Annotated in this window: 20 protein-coding genes, 1 tRNA gene and 1 pseudogene; 10 read left to right on the forward strand and 12 right to left on the reverse strand. The window is 59.5% G+C overall.

Annotated features, from left to right (window positions below; genetic code table 11):
• Window positions 1-80: 80 nt before the first annotated feature.
• Together NKH91_RS04500 and NKH91_RS04505 are read right to left on the reverse strand one after the other, a co-directional pair.
• On the reverse strand, window positions 81-440 hold the full coding sequence (locus tag NKH91_RS04500; RefSeq protein ID WP_352883625.1) for a DUF4112 domain-containing protein: 360 nt from the start codon (window positions 438-440) through the stop codon (window positions 81-83).
• 55 nt (window positions 441-495) lie between these two features.
• Complete coding sequence (locus tag NKH91_RS04505) at window positions 496-987, reverse strand: YidB family protein (protein ID WP_352883627.1); 492 nt, start codon at window positions 985-987, stop codon at window positions 496-498.
• Between the two features lie 438 nt (window positions 988-1425).
• On the opposite strand from NKH91_RS04505, the gene NKH91_RS04510 reads away from it, so the two are divergent.
• From NKH91_RS04510 to NKH91_RS04545, 8 genes are all read left to right on the forward strand, one after another.
• Window positions 1426-1572 (forward strand): peptidoglycan-binding domain-containing protein, encoded by a 147-nt coding sequence (locus tag NKH91_RS04510; RefSeq protein ID WP_352883858.1) that lies wholly within the window; start codon window positions 1426-1428, stop codon window positions 1570-1572.
• 61 nt (window positions 1573-1633) lie between these two features.
• Window positions 1634-2242 (forward strand): L,D-transpeptidase, encoded by a 609-nt coding sequence (locus tag NKH91_RS04515; protein ID WP_352950956.1) that lies wholly within the window; start codon window positions 1634-1636, stop codon window positions 2240-2242.
• Window positions 2243-2789: 547 nt separating this feature from the next.
• On the forward strand, window positions 2790-3125 hold the full coding sequence (locus NKH91_RS04520; RefSeq protein ID WP_352640863.1) for a hypothetical protein: 336 nt from the start codon (window positions 2790-2792) through the stop codon (window positions 3123-3125).
• Between the two features lie 119 nt (window positions 3126-3244).
• A tRNA-Ser gene (locus tag NKH91_RS04525) sits at window positions 3245-3314 on the forward strand.
• A gap of 240 nt (window positions 3315-3554) precedes the next feature.
• A complete protein-coding gene (locus NKH91_RS04530) occupies window positions 3555-5444 on the forward strand; it encodes an adenylate/guanylate cyclase domain-containing protein (RefSeq protein ID WP_352816178.1) in 1890 nt (629 codons plus the stop codon).
• 160 nt (window positions 5445-5604) lie between these two features.
• On the forward strand, window positions 5605-5790 hold the full coding sequence (locus NKH91_RS04535) for a hypothetical protein (protein WP_352816180.1): 186 nt from the start codon (window positions 5605-5607) through the stop codon (window positions 5788-5790).
• A 10-nt stretch (window positions 5791-5800) separates the two neighbouring features.
• Window positions 5801-6130 carry a hypothetical protein gene (locus NKH91_RS04540; protein WP_352844035.1) on the forward strand — a complete coding sequence of 110 codons (330 nt, stop codon included), beginning with the start codon at window positions 5801-5803 and terminating at the stop codon, window positions 6128-6130.
• Window positions 6131-6156: 26 nt separating this feature from the next.
• Complete coding sequence (locus tag NKH91_RS04545; protein WP_352844037.1) at window positions 6157-7734, forward strand: B12-binding domain-containing radical SAM protein; 1578 nt, start codon at window positions 6157-6159, stop codon at window positions 7732-7734.
• Window positions 7735-7939: 205 nt separating this feature from the next.
• On the opposite strand, the gene NKH91_RS04550 is transcribed toward NKH91_RS04545, so the two are convergent.
• The 4 genes and pseudogenes from NKH91_RS04550 to NKH91_RS04565 all read right to left on the reverse strand — a co-directional run bounded on the left by NKH91_RS04550 (window position 7940) and on the right by NKH91_RS04565 (window position 10109).
• Window positions 7940-8248: a hypothetical protein gene (locus NKH91_RS04550; RefSeq protein ID WP_352844039.1), complete on the reverse strand. Its 309-nt coding sequence runs from the start codon at window positions 8246-8248 to the stop codon at window positions 7940-7942.
• A 204-nt stretch (window positions 8249-8452) separates the two neighbouring features.
• Window positions 8453-9476 (reverse strand): annotated as a pseudogene (locus tag NKH91_RS04555) (LuxR family transcriptional regulator).
• Window positions 9477-9484: 8 nt separating this feature from the next.
• Window positions 9485-9670 (reverse strand): hypothetical protein, encoded by a 186-nt coding sequence (locus tag NKH91_RS04560; RefSeq protein ID WP_352640876.1) that lies wholly within the window; start codon window positions 9668-9670, stop codon window positions 9485-9487.
• A gap of 163 nt (window positions 9671-9833) precedes the next feature.
• Window positions 9834-10109: a hypothetical protein gene (locus NKH91_RS04565; protein ID WP_352640878.1), complete on the reverse strand. Its 276-nt coding sequence runs from the start codon at window positions 10107-10109 to the stop codon at window positions 9834-9836.
• Between the two features lie 345 nt (window positions 10110-10454).
• Here NKH91_RS04565 and NKH91_RS04570 point away from each other — a divergent pair, with 345 nt between their 5' ends.
• Window positions 10455-11438, forward strand: a complete 984-nt coding sequence (locus NKH91_RS04570; RefSeq protein ID WP_352844041.1) for an ABC transporter substrate-binding protein — start codon at window positions 10455-10457, stop codon at window positions 11436-11438.
• A gap of 597 nt (window positions 11439-12035) precedes the next feature.
• Here the strand turns inward: NKH91_RS04570 and NKH91_RS04575 are convergent.
• From NKH91_RS04575 to NKH91_RS04595, 5 genes are all read right to left on the reverse strand, one after another.
• Window positions 12036-13073 (reverse strand): phosphatidylglycerol lysyltransferase domain-containing protein, encoded by a 1038-nt coding sequence (locus NKH91_RS04575; protein ID WP_023717678.1) that lies wholly within the window; start codon window positions 13071-13073, stop codon window positions 12036-12038.
• 264 nt (window positions 13074-13337) lie between these two features.
• Complete coding sequence (locus NKH91_RS04580) at window positions 13338-14060, reverse strand: glycosyltransferase (protein ID WP_352494621.1); 723 nt, start codon at window positions 14058-14060, stop codon at window positions 13338-13340.
• 89 nt (window positions 14061-14149) lie between these two features.
• A complete protein-coding gene (locus NKH91_RS04585) occupies window positions 14150-14941 on the reverse strand; it encodes a glycosyltransferase family 2 protein (protein WP_352844043.1) in 792 nt (263 codons plus the stop codon).
• A gap of 113 nt (window positions 14942-15054) precedes the next feature.
• A complete protein-coding gene (locus tag NKH91_RS04590; protein ID WP_051409615.1) occupies window positions 15055-16224 on the reverse strand; it encodes a glycosyltransferase family 4 protein in 1170 nt (389 codons plus the stop codon).
• 98 nt (window positions 16225-16322) lie between these two features.
• On the reverse strand, window positions 16323-16964 hold the full coding sequence (locus NKH91_RS04595; RefSeq protein WP_352844045.1) for a sulfotransferase family protein: 642 nt from the start codon (window positions 16962-16964) through the stop codon (window positions 16323-16325).
• 508 nt (window positions 16965-17472) lie between these two features.
• Here NKH91_RS04595 and NKH91_RS04600 point away from each other — a divergent pair.
• Window positions 17473-18387 carry a sulfotransferase family protein gene (locus tag NKH91_RS04600; protein ID WP_023717683.1) on the forward strand — a complete coding sequence of 305 codons (915 nt, stop codon included), beginning with the start codon at window positions 17473-17475 and terminating at the stop codon, window positions 18385-18387.
• Window positions 18388-18405: 18 nt separating this feature from the next.
• On the opposite strand, the gene NKH91_RS04605 is transcribed toward NKH91_RS04600, so the two are convergent.
• Window positions 18406-19101: a sulfotransferase family protein gene (locus tag NKH91_RS04605; protein WP_023717684.1), complete on the reverse strand. Its 696-nt coding sequence runs from the start codon at window positions 19099-19101 to the stop codon at window positions 18406-18408.
• Window positions 19102-19163 lie beyond the last annotated feature (62 nt).

A 19163-nucleotide genomic window follows, 5' to 3' on the forward strand; every position in this document is an offset into this window, starting at 1 on the left:
CCACGCGAACCAGCAGGAGCGCTTGACGCACAGTTGACCCTTACGGCAGTTGCGTGCCACCGCATTCAGGCCTTCGGCCTTTACCTCTGGAGGTAACGGCGGAGCAGCCTTATGTTGCGATTGTTCGCCTTAAAATAGACATCGAAGATCGACCCGAGAATAGGAACGCTTCCTACCGCCGTATCAAGCAGCACGTTGCCTAACATGCGGGCGACCAAGCCATTTCCAGCCTCGCAGTTTCGGGCTCGCAAGACGATATAGGCCGAGACCAGGCCCGTCGCCACATCTCCGAGTACGGGCACCAGACCCACCAGGGCATCCAGTCCATAACGAACTGACGTTCCCGGAATGCGCCAGCGGGAATCAAGTAAAGAGGCCAATAGATTCAGCTCGGCGATTGCTTTTTCTGCCGCAGGGTCGGGATGGCCCTGCCCGCGCATCCCAGCCGCCGGGTGTGTGCGATTTACCCGACCTCCCCGGTCTAGAACTGTCACTCTAGACGTCGCTGGCTGAATTCTCGGCTTGCGGCCCACGCGGGGGCACGTCGTCGAGCAGGGTGGTCTCATCCGAGCCTTGCACTGGCTCAGCCGGCAAATCACCATGTGGCGTCATCTTGTTGACAGCCTCGGGCAAATCTCGCGCGATCCTGCGGATGAGGTCCTCGCGCGAAAGACCCGTCTGCATCGAAAGGGAAGTGAGCGTGTCTTCGTCAATGGCCGCTTCCACGTCGGTTGGCTGAATCGGCTCGTTCGGCCCGGTGCCAACCCAAGAGTCGACCTTCGATCCTACCCCTGCCCCTCTGAATCGGTCGAGGATGTCGCCAAGGGCCGTACCGGACACCCCTTTCGATATCTGATCCAGAATCCGGCCTTGCGGGTCGTTGGGATTACAATTTCCCGCTTCACGGATCATATCGCCGATCTTGTCGCGATTCTGGTATGCCAGGACGCCAAGCATCGCGATCGCCAATTTTCCCAGACTTGCCATTTAGACCTCCTCCACGGTTCAAATGAAGGAAGGGCTCAGCTTCACAAAAGTTCCGCGAGCAACATGTAATGCTGGGTGTCGTTGCGACCCTGTCCGGAGCGAGTTCGACCACTTTGTCCGACTGGATGTGAGGACCGTTACGAGGTCGCGCCTGGTGCTAAAGCCTTGAATAACAACTGCCTTGGGCCGAGAGAACGGAACCTAATAGGCCCGTGCCGCGTCATATAGGGAGATTCCCCTCCGGAGTGAAATCGATGATCAGGCTCCTAGTTGTCGCCGCAGCGTTGCTCTTCGCTTGTGGCGGGGCGGAAGCGGCTATGCTGGACCTGAGCGCCGTCAACCAGGCTCAATTCGCATCCGACACCCCAAAGGGTTTCAACCCAGCCGTTCTGAAGGCGCAAATTCTTTTGGATCGCGCGCCGCTTCTCGCCGGGCCTGATCGACGGCCACCTTGGAGAGAGCTTCACCAAGGCGGTCAGCGCCTTCCAGACGGCGAACGGATTCCCGTCCGATGGCAAGCTCACTCAGCAGACCTGGGACAAGCTGTTGGCCACCTCCTCGAGACCAGTCCTGATTACCCTATGAGCTAACGCGCAAGGATGTGCGCGGACCTTTTACCAAGCGAATTCCGGCACGCCTGGAGCGGATGGCCCGGCTGTCGAGGCTCGGCTATCGCAATGCAGCCGAGAAGCTGGCGGAGCGCTTTCATATCAGCGAACCCCTGTTGCAAAGGCTCAATCCTGGCATCGGCTTTAGAAAGGCCGGCACGAAGTTGCTGGTCCCTGATATTGACCGGGGCGATCCTGGCGCCGCCATTGCCGCGGTTGAGGTCGACAAGGAGGCTCGCGTGTTACGCGCGCTTGATCCTTCCGGTAAAGCACTTGCAGTCTACCCCGCCTCGATCGGCAGCGACGAAAAGCCGGCGCCGAGTGGCCAGGCAGAGGTAAAACGCGTGGTGCACAATCCGACCTATCACTACGATCCCCACTTCGCTTTCAAGGGCGTCAAGACCAAGCGACCCTTCACCATCGCTGCCGGCCCGAACAATCCGGTGGGGTCGATATGGATCGATCTCTCCATCGAAAGCTACGGCATTCACGGCACGCCCGAACCCGGCAAGATCGGGAAGACCTTCTCGCATGGCTGCATCAGGCTGACGAACTGGGATGCCGAAGACCTCGCCTCGATGGTGCAAAAGGGCACGAAAGTTACCTTCAAGGACGAAATGGCCGACGCTGGCGACAAACCTATGTAGGCATGCCGCACCAAATCCTGTCATTTTGACCTGATTCAGAACGCCTCTCCGAGGCCTACTCTCGCGTGCCGGAGTGCACCGACGCCGCGAACCGTGCAATCCGCCATTGGACCGCTTCCAGCCGAATTGCGCGCGCTAGGTAGAAAGTTCGAAAAGCTTCCAAGAACGCCAAGCAAACTGGGCGCTGCAGAGCGGGCAATAAGGTTCACGGATATCCCGGCGAACATCCGCATTGGAGCGGTCGATATCGTCGGCAGAAGAGCGTCGGAAAGGGGCTGTCGGCGGCTCCGTCGTGGGAACGAAAAAAGAAGAGAAGCAGAACTTTCTTGTGCGATTTTTGCACACAACATATCGTAACTATCTGATTTTATTTATCTATCTACCCCATCCATCATCGGCGCCACGGCAAGTCTGTGGTCTTGATATTTCAGCATTTTTCTTTTAACTCAAATCGTTAGACCCTGTCGAGCGCACACGAATTTACGCCAGAATACGACCCTTTTCGCCACGTTTCGATCTCTCAGTGCACACGGAGCGCACACGAAAAATGGCCACCTATACAAAGCTCTCGTCCGGTTCCTGGCGTGTCCAAGTCCGTCGCAAAGGTCGCTACGTCAGCGAGACCTTCCTGCGCCGAGACGACGCACGACGCTGGGCAACCGAAACCGAGCGCCAAGTCGATCGTAGTGAGACGCCGACCAAGTCCCGTATAGCGCGCCTGAAAACTTTCGGCGAACTCATCGACCTTCATATCGACGACATGTGCGATGTAGGCAAGTCCCCTCGCCGCTCCAAGGCCGCGGCCCTCGATATGCTGCAGAGGCATCTTGGGAAGTGCAGCATCGCGAGGCTGAATTCACGATTGAACAGGTTGCGCTGGTGACTGGGCACAAGGACTGGAAAATGCTGAAGCGGTATACGCACCTTAAGCCCGAGGCGCTCCACTCAGTGCTGGCGAGCCGTGCTGCCTAGCGCGATGGCCGCTTGCATATTCGGATTGCAGCGATAGCCGAAAGTTCAAACCAGACTACGAATCTGGGGGTCAGGAGTTCGAATCTCTTCGGGCGCGCCAAATTTCCAACCTATTGAGTTGAACCAGTTTTCCGAAGCGTGCGCCCGAACAAAAGAGAGAACTGTCTGGGGGCCCATTCGGCACTATAAGCGACGTCTGTTTCCCAGGTGTGGTCCGCCTTTGGGACTCGGTGCCGATCTCGCCGCAGACGAACTTGAGGCAGTACATCTTCCGCTCGGATAGACTCCTGACCCGACCGTCCATACAATCCAGTCTGGCCTCCAGGAACAGAGGCATCACATGGTAGGAGAAAGCGTCCAACGCCGGCTTGCAGCGATTCTGAGCGCCGATGTGGTCGGCTACAGCCGACTGATGGAGCTTGATGAAGCAGGAACCCTTGAGCGTTTGCGAAACAATCGCAGCACGCTTGTCCTGCCCGAGATCCAGAAACACGGGGGGCGGGTCGTCAAGCTCATGGGCGACGGTTTGCTCGTAGAGTTCGCGAGCGTCGTTGCGGCTGTGAGTTGCGCCCTGGGTATCCAGCGGGCAACCGCCGAGTGCCAGTCCGATCTGGAGGAATCCCAGCGGATACGCTTCCGGATCGGGGTCAATCTGGGCGATCTGATCGTCGACGGGGACGACCTTTACGGCGAGGGTGTCAACGTGGCTGCCCGGCTCCAGACGTTGGCCAGCCCTGGAAGCGTTGTCGTTTCCCAGACTGTTCGCGACCACATAGCGGGAAGGCTCGCCGTGACGTTCGGCGATTTCGGAGAGCACGTCGTCAAGGACGGCGAACGCCCCATCCGGGTTTTCGGGGTAAGCCTTGTCGAGGCGAGTGGAGCACAAAATCCCAGAGCGGAGCGTTCGAGCGCCAGACCGGTGCGGCCTGCGATTTGCGTCCTGCCTTTCATCAACATGAGCGGCGATGCCGAGCAGGAGTATTTCAGCGATGGCATTACGGAGGACATCATCATCGACCTGTCCAAGGTTTCCACGCTCTCCGTCACCGCCCGCAATACCGCTTTCACTTTCAAGGGCAAAGCCGTCGATGTGGGGCAACTTGCCAGGCAGTTGGAGGTTACTCACGTTGTCGAGGGCAGCGTCCGCAAGGCCGGTGGGCGGGTGCGCATTGCCGCGCAGCTGATTGATGGAGCCAGAGGCGATCATATCTGGGCAGAGCGATACGACCGCGATCTGAACGACATCTTCGCGTTGCAGGATCAGATTGCGCAGGCCATTGTTGCCGCATTGAAGGTCAAGCTGTTGCCGGCCGAGAGGCGGGCGATCGAACACCGCGCGACCAATGATCCCCGCGCCTACCAGCTCTATCTGCTGGGCCGGCATTACCTGCAGCATGGGCCGCGGCAGGTGGAAATAGCTCTCCGATTCTGTCGGCGTGCCGTGGAAATCGACCCCAACTACGCCCAGGCATGGGCCATGCTCGCGCTTTACCAAGCGGATCGGTATCTCGCTGGAATGTCGCAGGACTCGGGCATGTCAGCCGCTGAGAGGGCCCTTTCGCTGGATCCGACATTAGCAGAGGCCCACGCCGCCAAGGGGCGGATCCTGGGCGAGCTCGGCCGCTACGAGGAGGCTATCACGGAGCACGAGGAGTCGCTGCGGCTCGATCCGGACTCCTATGACGTCCGCTACTGTTTCGGCCGCACTCACATACGATTCGGTGACCATGAAGCGGCGATTAGGCATTTCGAGCGAGCTGCTGAGCTTCTCGATACGGACTATGTTTCCCCCGGCTTTGTAGCCCAGAGCTGCCGGGCGCTCGGCTGGCACAACGAAAGCCTCACTGCGGCGCGGCAGTCGGTGGAACGCGCCGAAATGGAGATCGCGGTACGCCCCGACAACGCTCATGCGGTGGGGAGCGGCGCTCTCGCATTGGCTTACCTGGGGGAGGTCGAGCGTGCCAAGGAATGGATTTCGCGCGCGCTCATCGTCGTCGATCCCGACGACACGCTGGAACAGTACAATGTAGCCTGCGCCATGGCTCAAGTCGGGGAGTTGGACGAGGCTTTCGATCTATTGGAATCCTGCATCGGTAGGATACCCGCCCAATTCGTGAATTGGGTCAAGAATGACAACGACCTCGACCCCCTGCACCGTCATCCACGGTATCAGTCCCTGATCGCAACTGCTGAGGAGAGGTTGAGGGCCGCCGAGGCCGCGCGCAGTTGAGCGCCGACTGGACCGAGAACCGCAGGGCGCTGAGTATTCTTACTTCGTAACAAGCAAATCCGTCGCACCAGTTTAGCCGTCGTCTTGACAGCCACCGGGGGTCGTGCAATGTTTATTAGCTTATTCTGATATATACTGGCCCTAATTGCAGGAGGATTGGATGGTCAAGAAGAGCCGCCGGATCAGCAGGGTAAATATATCAGTAAAAGTGACGATCATCCCGGAGGACGAGGCAACCGACGAAGAAAAGAATGATCCTTCCGTTGCTAAGATAGAAATTGGTGGGGAGGATTTTATTATAGTTGCCGGTCGTGCGGACGTTAAGCCGGCTCCCAAGAAGAAATGAGCCAACGGCCGTGCCGAAACGCTCCGCGAAAGAGCTGAGATCGCTGCGTTGGCATCTGGCCTCCGATGCCTACTGGCGCCGAGAAGAGGAAGACATCGTCATCGCAACGGAAGGCACGATATTGAGATTGAATTCGGCGAGCGCCCGTATGCTCGAGGCGCTTGTCGGCATATCGAAGGCCGGCCGCCTTTTGAAGAGCGGTACGTTCCAAGACAATGAGGTCGAATCGCTGCTGAGGCTTTTGGTGAGCGAGAACATTGTCGTGCCGGGTGAAGACAGAAAAGCGTCGCGCTTGCAGGAAGTTACGTGCATCGATGCGCAAATAACTCCCGGATGGTAGCGCGGCATTGATGTGAGGAATTCGGGTTGGCTCGCCGGGAGAAAGCCACGGAAATCGCGCTGGTGAATGTGCCGTATGGTTCGGCTGACGGCGAGCGCAGCATGCGGCCACTCGGGCTGAGCTACCTCGGAGCGTTCCTCGCCGACCGGGGCGTACGCGCCAAAGGTTTCGACTTCTCCGATTCTTCAATGAATCCGACCGAGATCGTCGAGCGGTATCGGCTTGCGGAATATCCCGTGGTCGGTCTCTCGTTCTACAACATAAACGCCAAGGCCGCTTATCGGCTGGCCGAAGCCGTTAAGGCTCGAAACCCGCACTGCGTGGTCGTGGGCGGCGGTCCGCACGCGAGCGCGGCCCATGCCACGCTTTTCGAAAGGCATCCAGAAATCGACCTCGTCGTGAGAAACGAGGGCGAGGAGAGCCTACTGGAAGTCATCGAGGCACTCCGCTGCAAGCTGCCGCTGAGCGGAATCAGCGGCATTTCCTACATGAGCGGTGGCCGCAGCGTCGTAGCGCCCGACAGAAGCCGCCTGGAAAACCTGGATGACCTGCCGGCCCCTGCCTTCGATTTCCAGTCCGAAACCGAAGAGAACCCGCTGTTCTACTTCGACAGGGCAAGCGGAACGCGAAAGCGTGCGGTGGGACTGGTCTCGAGCAGGAGTTGCCCATATAGCTGCTCGTTCTGCGCGATCATCCTGATCGGCCGGCAATGGCGAAAAGCGAGCGCGGCCAAGGTCGTGTCCGACCTGAAGGAGCTGGAAGCCAGGAATGGGCTCGAATACGGACACATCTACTTTCTGGACGCCAACTTCTTCGTGAGCGCCAAGCGGTCGCTGGAAGTGGCGGAAGCGCTTCACTGCTATCGAGCGGACATCACCTTCAGCTTTTCCACGAGGGTGAACCAGCTGATCAAGGGCAAGAGCCTGCTTTCCGAGCTGCAGAGGCTTGGATTGAGAGCTGTCGAACTGGGTATCGAAAGTGGCAGCGGGGACGCGTTGAAGCGGTTTGCGAAAGACACCACGCCCGAGCAAAACGACGAGGCGCTGCATCTTCTGAAGAGTTATGGAATACAGCTGATTTTTGATTTCATCATGTTCGATGCGGAAGCAAATCTGAATGACATCAGGCGCAACGTCGACATGATCGAGAGGAACAATCTCGACTACCATGTGCCGTGGGAGCATATCTTTTCACATATGACGCCGTATCTCGGAACCGATATTCGGCTGCACTATGAAAAGATGATGGGTCATGCTTTCGACGAGGACGAGCTGCCCCATCCGAGCGATCTGTTTCAGGATCCGCAGGTAAAGGCTGTCTTTGACGAGTTGAGCAAGCTTCAGGCTCACGTCCCGAATATCGCGCAGGCGCTGTTCCGCACCGAAGCGCGGGTCAGGGGCTCCGCAAGCTGGGGACGCAATGAGGCGCGGGAAAAGCTGAACGCGGTCACGCTCCGGCGCCTTCCGTTCCTGGTGCTTAGAAATCTTCTCAGCCAAGCCAGACAAGGCGAAACTGTTTTGCTTGCCCGGGCGATACCGCCATTCACCGACGAAGCTGGCAGTTCATACGATCTCGAGGAGTTCCTGCACTGGGCTGCGACTTGAATTCATATCAACGGGCATGGAGATAGGAGACAGCCGCAAGCGTCTCGAGCCCCAATTCCTCCCGCAATGCGGCGATCACGGTTGCCACGCGACCACGCACCCGTGGAGGAAGCTGCATCAGCCCCTCGATCAGGCGCCGGCCTTCCGCCCTGGCGATAAAGTCGATGCGCCCATCGACCGGCAGGGGGCGGCTTCCCCGCTGGTCTCACGCGTCCCCAACACCTCGCCCGTGACGGTGGCCGTCCGGTCCCAAGACACCGGCACTCTCCAGTAGCGCGACAGGCGATTGCCGATACGTTTGAGCGCAACTGGTGACCGAAGTGTCGAGATAGCCGATCTGCTGCAGCGCGATCGAAAGGGCCATGATCATCCGCCCTTCCCGAAATATCAGCGGCAGCACCAGCAGTCCGCCAATCAGACAACGCATGCCGACCGCGCTCAGCGGATCGAGATTCTGCTGGATATTTGCCGAAGCCCCACAGGGCCGCGACGAACAGAAGCAGAAGATTGGCATGCAGCTTCGACATCTCTTTTCGCTCTGCGTTAAGCCTGTCTGGGCCGACTACGGACACAGGGCCTGGCTCCAGCCGGTGCAAGCAGCCTGCCGCCATTCCATCCGTATGTCCTGAAGGTGCGCTGAAACTGTTCTGAAACTGTGGCGGGCCGACACATTGCCTTAGGAGGTGGTGCCGCTCAGCCGCGGGATGCCACCGCCGTGCTACTTGTTCGGCGCCTCGGCGCTGAGCAGCGAACGCATCAGTGCCGCCTGGCTACGCACCCCGGTTTTGTCGAAAATGCGCTGCAGCTGGGTGCGCAGAGTATTGATGCTGACTGCAAGGAGATCTGCGGCGCTCTCCAGGTCGTGACCATCGACGATCAGGCGGGGCAAGTTTGACCTGCGCGGGTGTGAGACCAAAGATCTCCCGCGCCACATCGACCCGGTGTGCGACAGTCTCAGCATCGTCGAACGAGACCAGCGCCTTGCCGTCCTCAAGCAAGACCCAGCAATGGAGCGGCACCCCCGCCGCGTCCTCGCCAAGTGCCACCGCCCAGGCCTGCTTCGGCGCGACGCTCAGCGGTCTCTGGCCCTGTAGCTCGTCAAAAGCCCGGCTCACAGTGTCACGAAGCGCTAAGTCGCGCTCGCGCCGTTTGGCGCGTAGGCGCCCAGCGCTGACGATAAGCCCTGGATGGCTACGCATCCGCTCCCGCGCCAACCGGTTCATCCATAACATCCGCGCATCGGCGTCGACCTCGACCAGCGGACAGGTCGCCTGTTCAACGGTGCTCTCCATCATCACCATGCAGCCGATTTTCCAGACACCTTCGGTCCGATGCATGATTTTGAGCACGCGCTTCAGATCATCGCCGGTATCGGTCCCGATCTGGTCGTAGGTGATCCATGCCATATTCCCGCTGACGATGACGTTGACCTTCTCCCACCGGACGCGCTCCGCGAAGGCCTTTTTCTCCGGGAACCGCTCCACGATCTTCCTAAGTCGCGCGGAGATCGCGTCCCAGCCTTCGTCTACCCGGATACCCAGCGAGGCAAAGGCCTCCATGCGCCGGGTCTGCGGCGACTGCACCCAGTGGCTCGCCAACGCCTCGAAGTCCCGCTGCAGCCAAGCCTCGGTCTCGCCACGGATCACAGCCAGGATCGCGGCCTTGTCGGCCTCGCTTTCGTCCATCCCATGATCTCCGATGAGGTCGGGTCGCAGCATAACATGGCTGACATCTCGTAACATGACATGCCTCAGATAAGGGTTATGCCAAGGATCAGGATCACGCCGGCCGTCATCGCGATCGACCCAAGCAGTCCTTGGTTCAGGTGCGGCCACGCAATTTGGTCCGAGTAGTAGCGGTCCTCCGCCCGGGCACTCATCGGCCCCGGTCGGGCGGCGGTGTGAATGTGTGTGGCGGCGAGACTGTAGATGTCCATAACGTCCTCCGGTCCTTGCGCTCTCATCTCGGGCATCTTGGCACGGACAGGCGCCCTGACCTGTCATGCGCGCGGACGACAGCCGAAGAGCCGACGGGTCTAAGGGCTTCAGGCCTCAGGCGATCGGCCGTGATCGACGGGCCAAGGTTTCCCAGATCCCGGCTTACAGATGGCTGATGGGAGGCTCGAACTCACTAAAGCAGTTGGCGCACCAGCGAGCGACCACGCGTCTGAGGAAATGCCTCCAGGCATCTGCGATCAGCACAATCGTGGTCCGGAGATCGAACGAGCGCACCATTGAGTCTCGATCGGCCCGCTGCTTCTCAAGATAACGGGCGAGCGCAACATCGTGGCGCAGCGGCGCCAGCGCGTAGCGCAGCCGCGGATCTTCCCTGGGATCATCGTGCCAGATAGGCCACTCGTTCGGGCGTTGTTGCATCGCATCCTCCTGAGACAAGTGCTGCCTCGTCCGGATAATCTCCTCCACGCCCGTGAGAAAAGCGTTGGAACCAGCGTGAGGTATTCGTGAAAAGCGTCACGCCGGCAAAATCGCGGTTGAAATAGGGGCAGCTGGGGGAAATGATTGCCGGTAAGGCTATGGCTGTGGCGGATTCGATGGCGCACCCTCATCTCTGTCTGCTCGGTGGTTTCGATTTTGCCGGTGACACAGCCACGGTTCCGCTACTCAGCCGCAAGGCGCGTGCCATGATGGCTTACCTCGCCCTGCAGTCCGGACAATCGCAGTCGCGCGAAAAGCTCGCTTCCCTTTTGTGGGGTGGCAACAGTGAGGCCCAGGCCCGCACGAACCTGCGGCAGGCCTTGTCTGCTATCAGGAAGGCAACGCACGAATCCGCAGGCGACGCCGAATTTTCCCGAAACGGTTTTGAAGTCAATCAAGGTCGACGGCGAGATCCGCAAAATCCCGACCGGCGTCCATATCGACGGGATGATCTACTACAACAAGAAGGTCGCCGCCGAGGCCGGCGTCGACCCGACCAAATGGGCCTCGCTCGACGATATGTTCGCCGACATGAAAAAGGTCCAGCAGGCCGGCTTCACCTTCATCGGAGTGGGCGGCAACACGTTTCAGGCCGGCTATCTCTTTCATGCCCTGGTCGCTGCCGTCGCCGGCCCGGACATATACAACCGCTTCTATGGTGAAACGCCTGACAAGACTGTGTTCGACGAGAAAGGCCTGCGCGACGCGATCGACATGTTCCGCAAGATCACCAGCCAGGCCGACGCGGGCTGGGTGAACCGGCAATGGAACGAGACGACCAGCACGGTCATTTCGGGCAAGACGCTCATGCAGATCCATGGCGACTGGATGAAGGGTCAGTGGAAGGCCAACAAGAAGGTGCTCGGCGAGGATTTCGGCTGCATCAACATTCCCGGCACCAAGGCGCTATCGGTGACGGTGGATGCGTTCGGCATCCTCGGCGGCCAGCCCGATGACGTGCTCAAGGCAGAGCTCGACTTCGCCGGTACCGTCGTCGACCCCAAGATCAACGCCGAGTTCGCTTCCATCAAGGGATCGAGCCCGGTGCGCCTGGACGTTCCGACCGACAAGCTCGACGCCTGCAACCAGCTCGTCCTCGACTCGCTGAAAAAGCCCGGCTTCAGCGTCCAGAATCCTTTCAACATATCCGACACCGACTGGCTGAACTCGGTGTGGAATACGATGTACACATTCCAGGGCGACCCCGACATGACGGTCGACGATGTCATCGGGGATTTCCGCAGCGAATACGCGGCGGTCTTCCCGTAATATTGGTTGAGTCCGCGCCGCCCACCTGCCTCGCGAGTTCGTCGAAGGACGATACCCTCTCCCGTGAACGGGGAGAGGTTGATCGATCATTTGGCCAACTCAACGCGCCGCCACTAACCCACGGGAAAACATTTTGCGCAACAGACGGCGGGGGCAACTCCTGCATCCATTGACAGTCGTCATGCTCGGCTGGAGAATGAAGAAGGTCAACGGCGATAGCCATGCGGGAAGGCAATGGTCCAACCGCCAGATCCCGGACACCGTCCTGGCAGCGTCGTCGCGGTCATCGTCATTTGTTTGATCATCGTCGCTTTGTTCTTCATAGGCTTCAGATACTCAAGGCCAGGCCAAGGTACCCTCGTTATTCCTGGCGGTACGCTGCAGCAACCGTGAATCCGACCCCTTGGCGCTGATGCGGAGCCGTTCTCGGGCTACCAAAAGTGCCCCGGCGGGACTGGGGACGACAGCAAGAACCGTCCGGCGCTTCGCGGCCGGTCTTTTGCATCCCGCCGCGGCCTTCCTTTCCCACCTAAACAACCAAGCCTGGCCGGTGTGAGGTCGACATACTGGGAGACGACGAGCCCCATCCACCAGGCACTAGACGGCCCTGATCAGCCGGAGCAGAGAAAGCGCCTCGAAAAAGGTCCCCTTGCGAAAGGCGAGATAGGTCGGCTCTTCGACACCGTGGAACCGGCGCTTGAAGGCCGCCTGCCCCTGCAGGTTGAAGCGGGTGCGATTGACCCACGGCGATTCATAGGCGCGCTGGAAAGCGCACCGCCAGAAATCGCTTTCGACAAACCCGCTGGGTCCGATTTCGACCAGCGGCGACAGGCCGAGGGTAACGACGGAAACACCTTCGTTGCGAAAGCGGTCGACCGCAAATTTGGTCAGGCCGATCTCGGCATGCGCCGAGGCATCGATGTGCTTGCGCTTGAACGAGGTGGTGTAGCCGATGACCTTGCCGTCACTGAACAGCGGATCGAAATCCAGCAAGGCCACGAGCTCTCCATCCGGACCGTGCAGGACGAAGCGGCGCATGTCGATGCCAAGGTGATCGGCAAAGGGCCTGTTGAGAAACCTCATCTCCCAGCGCTTGACGATGCGGTCTGCCCGCCAGTTCTGGGAGAGCCTGGCAATCTCGTCGAGGAAGACGGTCCCGTTGTCCTCCGCAAAGGAAAACCCCTTCCTCAAGAGCCAACGTTCGGAATAGCGCACTGTCTCATTGCGCCTTCCGGAAAAGTCGTGGCCGGGCAGGACAAGCCTGGTGTCGACGCCAAGGCGGTTGACCTGATAGCCAAGCCCGGCAAGCACGCGCGCCGTCTGTTCGCCGATCTGCACGAACCACGGGCTGCCTGCAACCTCGACGAAACGTTTGATATAGTCGCGCCGATCGGCCGGGGCAGCCATTGGATCACCGAGCGCGAAATGATGTCGCGTTTTGCTGCCGTAAGCGATGTAGCCCTGGGCATCGCCGAAGTAATGAAGCCCCTTCTGCACGGCGGCCGAATAGGCAAGGGAAAAATCACCATGGCGACGGACCAGCGCCAGGCGCTCGACATGGTTCAGCTGCAGCCGCGGTATTTTAGGCCCGCGGTTTTCCAAAAAACGATCGAGGCGTCTTCGCAATGACGGCATGGTCGACTTTCGCGTGCCGGCTAGGCCGATGAAAGAGCTGACGGACCCCAGACCGATCATATTGCCGCGAGCTGATCCTTACCTGGTGCGGCATCTTATCCGGCCGGAACCGCCAGATTTAGGCACAATCCGCCCCCGGTCCCGCCCCAAGGCGGCACCACGCATTGTTGTCGACGCCCAGCGTCTGACGGCTGGTTGCTGCGCTCTTCGCGACACGAAATCGATTCCACTTCGGAAGCGCTCACCTGCCAAACACGATGGCGCTTATCGAACTGCGCTCTGAGAAGATTGTGCTTGATCTGAAGCCAGGAATTCGTCGCGTTCTGCTATCCACAAATCGGCATAGTCGACATTCTGCCACTCGGCAAACCACGGGCCGCCGCTCGTATAGTGGACCGCCTTAGGTGTGCCGACAGCAGGCTTTTCGTTCCAGCCTTCGAGCCAATTCCACTCTACCGGCAATGAGCCCAGATCTTCGTCGGCAACCCACTGCATTCGGTGAAGATAGGCGCCACTTTCCTGGTTCACGACCTCTGGCGTGAGCGATTTGACCGAGGGATGCGCGCAATTGAACAGCATCAACGACGACCAGTTTTTCCGAGGATAGGATGTCTGGACCACGCCATCCATCTTGGTCGTGGCCTTCGGCGTATAGTCATGCTGGACGCAATAGACCGCCTTGTCCGAGTCCGTATATTTCAGCAGGCCTGCGACGTCACCGAGCCACAGGAAATCGCAATCGCAAAACAGGGCCCAACCCGTGTAGCCGGCGAGAAAGGGCGTCAGAAAGCGCGTGTAGGTGAACTCCGTTGAGGCGAGCGGGTCTTTTTCCCGCCAGTACAGCCCGCGGCTACGCATCTCGTCCTGCTTGATCGGAATGACGGAGACAGGCGCCGACGCATGTTTGAGCAGCGAGTGGCGCGCGACGTCGTACGCGATCGGCTCACGGCTGTCCCATCCGATAAATACCCTAAACGCATCAGTCATATTCACTACCCTGGCTTTCGATTTTAACGGTCGTACACTAACTAGTTGGCGATGGCTCGGCAACAATGGCGGTCGCGCAAGCCGGTTTCTCACAGATTTGTCCTGGCCTCGGTCTTGCTGGTTCGGGTGGAATTGGCCTCGCTCCCCAATGCCACACGCGCCCATTTCTGATAGGTGTAGCTGGCGGAATAAGCGGCAACCATCGCCCCAGTGGAACCGTCCAGAAATCCCAGCCGGAAAACATAGCTGCGCATATAAGCCCAGACAGAGCGCAAAACCGCCTTGCCTATCGAGCTTTTTTTGCCCTCGGCAAGCAGCCGCGCGGCGGACGCTTCGGCGTACCGGCCAATCTTGTCGTGGGCATCCGCCAGGTCGGCGATGGAGTCGTGCTCGATCGGCTGGGACAATCGCCCGACCTTCCCGTTCACCACTACTTTCTCGTGCACGGTATCGTCGCTGAAGCGCCCGGAGCGGCGACGAAATAGCCTGAGCACCAGATCGGGTGACCAGCCGCCATGGCGGACAATATGCCCGCAAAAGCGCGATCTTCTCGGTATTTCGAAGCCGTCATAGCCTTTTGGGTCGGCGATTGCGGCTCTGATTTCCGCACCGAGCGGCGCCTCCACCCACTCATCGGCATCCAGCGAAAGGATCCAATCCCCCGTTGCCGCGGCAAGCGCACGGTTTTTTTGCGCGCCGAAACCGGGCCAATCAAGGGTCATCAAAACCTTGGCTCCGAGATCACCGGCAATGTCCCTGGTTCTGTCGCTGCTGTCATTGTCTAGAACGACGATTTCGTCGGCAAAATCCACCGAACGAAGGCAGCGCGCGATGGACGCCTCCTCATTGCGGGTGATGATAACGACCGAGAGCACCGGCACGGTCAGAAGGTTCCGGCATCAAAGCTGCCGCTGTCATTCGAATGTATCTGCAGCATCGGCTCCCGGCCTGTTAGCGCACTGAGGGTACTAACCTAATCCAACAAAGTCGAAAATCATTTCAGATCAAGGCTTTCATACAGCGCCATCATTCGCTTTATCATGACGTTGAAATCATAATGCTCGGCCGCCGCTCTCACCCGGGTCGCGGTCTCACATCGTGACGACAACTGCAGCGCGTGCGCGAGCCCTGCAGCGAGGTCGCTTTCGCTGGCCGCGTCGCAAACAAGCGTCGGCTCGAACCGCTCGACAAGCTCGCGCGCTCCGCAGCCGGTGCTTACCACAGCGGGCAAGCCGCTGGCCATGGCCTCGATCACCACTGTGCCGAAAGGATCATAGATGGAAGGCAGCACGGCAATATCGGCCGCGCCGTACCACGGCAACATGTCCTTTTGCGGCCCCAGCATCTTGAGCCTTGCGCCGAGACCCAGCCTGTCACCAGCCTGCCTGAAGGCGTTGGCGCGCGAATCGTGGCCGACGACCCACAATTCCGGCTCGCCATCGAGCCTGGCGACAGCCCTCATCAGTGCAAGAAGCCCCTTTCGCGCAAAGCCCGAGCCGACAAACAGGACGACCGACCTGTTATCGTCGACGTCGAGCCGCGCGCGGACCGCGGTCCGATGCTGTTGGCGCAGTTGCGGATTGAAGCGGTCGAGGTCCACGCCGTTGGGGATATGGTGCACATTTTCCGCCGGATAATCGTAGTGACGGACAATGTCGTCTGCGACCATTTTCGAAATCGCAATGACAGCTTTGAGCCGTGGGCTGGCATAGGTTGCGCGCTCGAGGCGCAGCGTCTGGCGGTGAAAAGGGCTCAGCGCCATTGCCGCCCTGCCAAGCCGCGTCTGGAAACGCCGCCGCTCGGCAAGATAGGCGGCATGAACGCCCTCCCCGGCCCGGAAGACATCGCAGCACGGGAGGCGATCGTTGCTCTGCACCAGCGCCCGTGGCATCTCGGCGATCTTGCGGCAGGCGGCTTGAGCAAAGGACGTCGCCCGCAGCGAACGCGGAAAGCGGCGGCCGGCGCAATGGATGAACTCTATCCCTTCATTACGCGGCCAGTCGCCGGAGAGCACGGCCACCGGCCGCTGACGCGCCGCGAACGCGGCCATGATGTTTTCCAGCATGATCTCGCCTCCACCGAAAGGCGCATAACGCTGGCGCACGAACAGGATCGGCACTGTCGGTTCGGCTTGGACCTGCCGATCATGCTGAGACAGAGCCATTTGACCTCGCTACGCCGTGAAGATTTGCACATGATCGACTGGAGTGTCGTTTTCCTGAGGTAGACTGTGCGCCGCCGAGCAGAAGCCGCGCATTGCCGTCAGTAGCCGAAAGCCTCAAAATCCTCGGCATAGAGGCTAGAGACGATCCCGCGCGATCTCTTATCATAGTAATCGTCGGCCTTGCTCGTCGCATCCGTTCGGCTTTGGCTGCGGTGGATGGTGTTGCTGATTTGCCTGCCGCCACTGATCCGATCCCACACCTTTTGGAAGTCCTCGGCGAAATTTTCGACACGACCGATAAAATCAAACTCGGACGTGGGCATGACAAGCGACGATGTCTGCGGAGCCCAATGGAGGTCCGCATACAGCCAGCCATCTTCCAGGAGATCACAAAATTCACAGAAAGTCGGGATATTGCCGCGCTTACCGATGTTTTTCTTTCCCGTCGCGACCTTATCCAAATAGGCCGACAGCACGCGGCTGTAGGGATTCCGCACAAACGTGAACGCGAACACGTTCGAAATCGAATCAACCTGATCGACGGTCAATTGCGACGGACGCAACAGGGTGTCGCTCTGCAGCAATTGTTTCTTCGCGCCGGCGAGCTGGAAGTTTTCGCGAAATTTAAGCTGGGCCAAGTTTATTGTGACCGTAGAGTTGGCCGACTTCGCAATGCGATTGTAGAAAAATCCGTGATCGGGATCAAACAATCCTTGCCGATCGGCGGTCAGTATCGTCAATTTGCCGCCATACGGGTATCGCTTGTAAAACGGAGAAGCCGGTATGGTCCTTTTGGCGACCGTTCGGCCAACCTTTGTTTTGATTTTCCGAAATCGTTTCAGCACATTCGAGCTCGATTCGTGAGTGGTTTCGTCCCCCGTTTACCGTGCCCACCGCGGCGTATAGCGTAAGTCTGTCGACGCTGCCAAGTTAGAGATTGAATGTAAGAAACTTGGCGGAACATTTGCGTTGTCTACGCCTTCCCGCGCCCGGAAAAACATCGCAGCACGAAAGGCGATCATTGTCCTGCACCAGGGCCGGAAGCGTCGGTCGTGCTGTGACAAGCCCGTGCGACGCGCCATGCCTCTATCCACCACAATTGAGCTTTCGAACTTGGCGGGAGTTTCTTCGCAGTCTATTAAGCGCCGTAAGCCAGCCTTGGATAGGGCAATGCGGTAAAGACAGTCTGCCTGCTTACACGCCTATGCCACGACAGGTAGACTGCTTTCAAGGCGAGGGTTTTTGCCGATGACGACCAGCCATGTTTCGCCCGATAATGTCGTGCCGGGCAAACCCCAGCTCGGCGCATTCCGTCGCCTCGAGCGCTCGTTGCGGCCACGGCTGCAAAGCCTTCGCGACGTAGTCAGGGAGCCGTTTCTTGCCTGGGCGCATCCGGAAGCCCTCGCCTTCTACCGCAGGGCCGTGGCAACCGCATACCTGCCGGACGACCTGATCGACGTGGTCCCGCAACTCAAGATCCTGTACCTGGCAACGCCGAAGGCGGCCAGCAGCCGCATTCGAAGCAACCTTGCAGCCATGATCGGCAACGACACCGTGTCGGGGTGGCGCAGCGACCAGAACTGGAAGGTCCACAACCGAAAGGCGTCACGGTTGCAGGCGCCTCGCCATGGCATCGTGCAGTTCCACCACATGGCGACAAGTGCTGAAGCCTTGCGATTTACCTTCGTTCGCAATCCCTACACCAGGCTGTTGTCGTGCTGGGCCGACCAATATCGCGACCGTCCCCTTGTGCCTGGCTATGGCAGGGTCGAGGTCTATCTGGCCCACCGCGAACGGGCCGATCCGGCGCTGCCTGTCGGCGCTGACAAGAGCCTGTCCTTTGCAGATTTCGTCGCCTTTGCCTGCAAGACGTCCACATGGCGCATCGACAAACATTGGCAGAGGCAAAGCGACATTGTCGAAGTTCCAGGAGTTGCGTTCGACCTCATCGGCAAGACCGAGACTTTCGCAAAGGATTTCGAACGGGTTCTCGATCATGTCGGTGCAGGCGACGATATGCGGCGCGCGGCGATGCCGCCCCTGCACACCTCCTCGCGTCGCAGGCTTGCCGACTACTTCACGCCAGAACTGGCGGATTCCATCTATCGCGCATATGAGCGCGACTTCGATCAGTTTGGCTATCCGCGCGCGCTTCCAGAGTGAAAATATCGGGCGTATCGCTCAAAGGTACCCGAAAGCCTGCATCAGGGGCTTCCCACGGCCCTCGGTAAGCTCCGCCAATTCCTGCTGACCAAGGTCGGTCTTCCATCGTCCGCGCCCGTCATAGATCGGCTGATTGACCTGCTGGTTGCGGAGTGCAGTATGTTGCTTCTCAAGTTCGACTTCGGCCGGCTTGAACCATTGCTGCGGCTTCCTGTGATAATCGAGCAGGTCCGGGCTGAAGGGCAGGTTGAGAAAGCCGCAGATGCGCTCGACGATCTTGGCCGGATCCTCGACCAGATCCTCGTAGCGATAGATCAGTACATCCGGCTGTCCTTGTTCGGCGAGAACGAGCGCATTGTCGCCGATCCAGCGGTCGAGCGCCTCCCTTGGATCGCCAAGACGCTTGGCCAATGACGCCACGACGTCGCGCCCGTCCCGCACCGGCATCACGAAACGCGCCCCGGGCACGAGGCGGCGAATACGGCCGACGCGACGGATATGCCGCGGCGTTTTTTCAAGCAGCAAGGTCTTTCCGGCACCGCGCGCGGCGCGCTTCAGCTTCCAATAGCGAAACATCGCCAGCGGCGTCCATTTGAAGAAGACATTGGTTTCCTGGAACGGCAGGTAGACGTCGGGATGGGCTGCGAGGATCGTCGCGATCAACGTCGTGCCGCTATGACCGCAGCCGCATATGAATCCGGTCCGCATCACCATGTCGGCAGTGCTCCCATGGCCCGACCCCGCTCCGTCACGGCAAAAAAGAAATGCTGGCAGCC

It is taken from the genome of Mesorhizobium sp. M0894, assembly GCF_040319725.1.
Classification (GTDB): domain Bacteria; phylum Pseudomonadota; class Alphaproteobacteria; order Rhizobiales; family Rhizobiaceae; genus Mesorhizobium.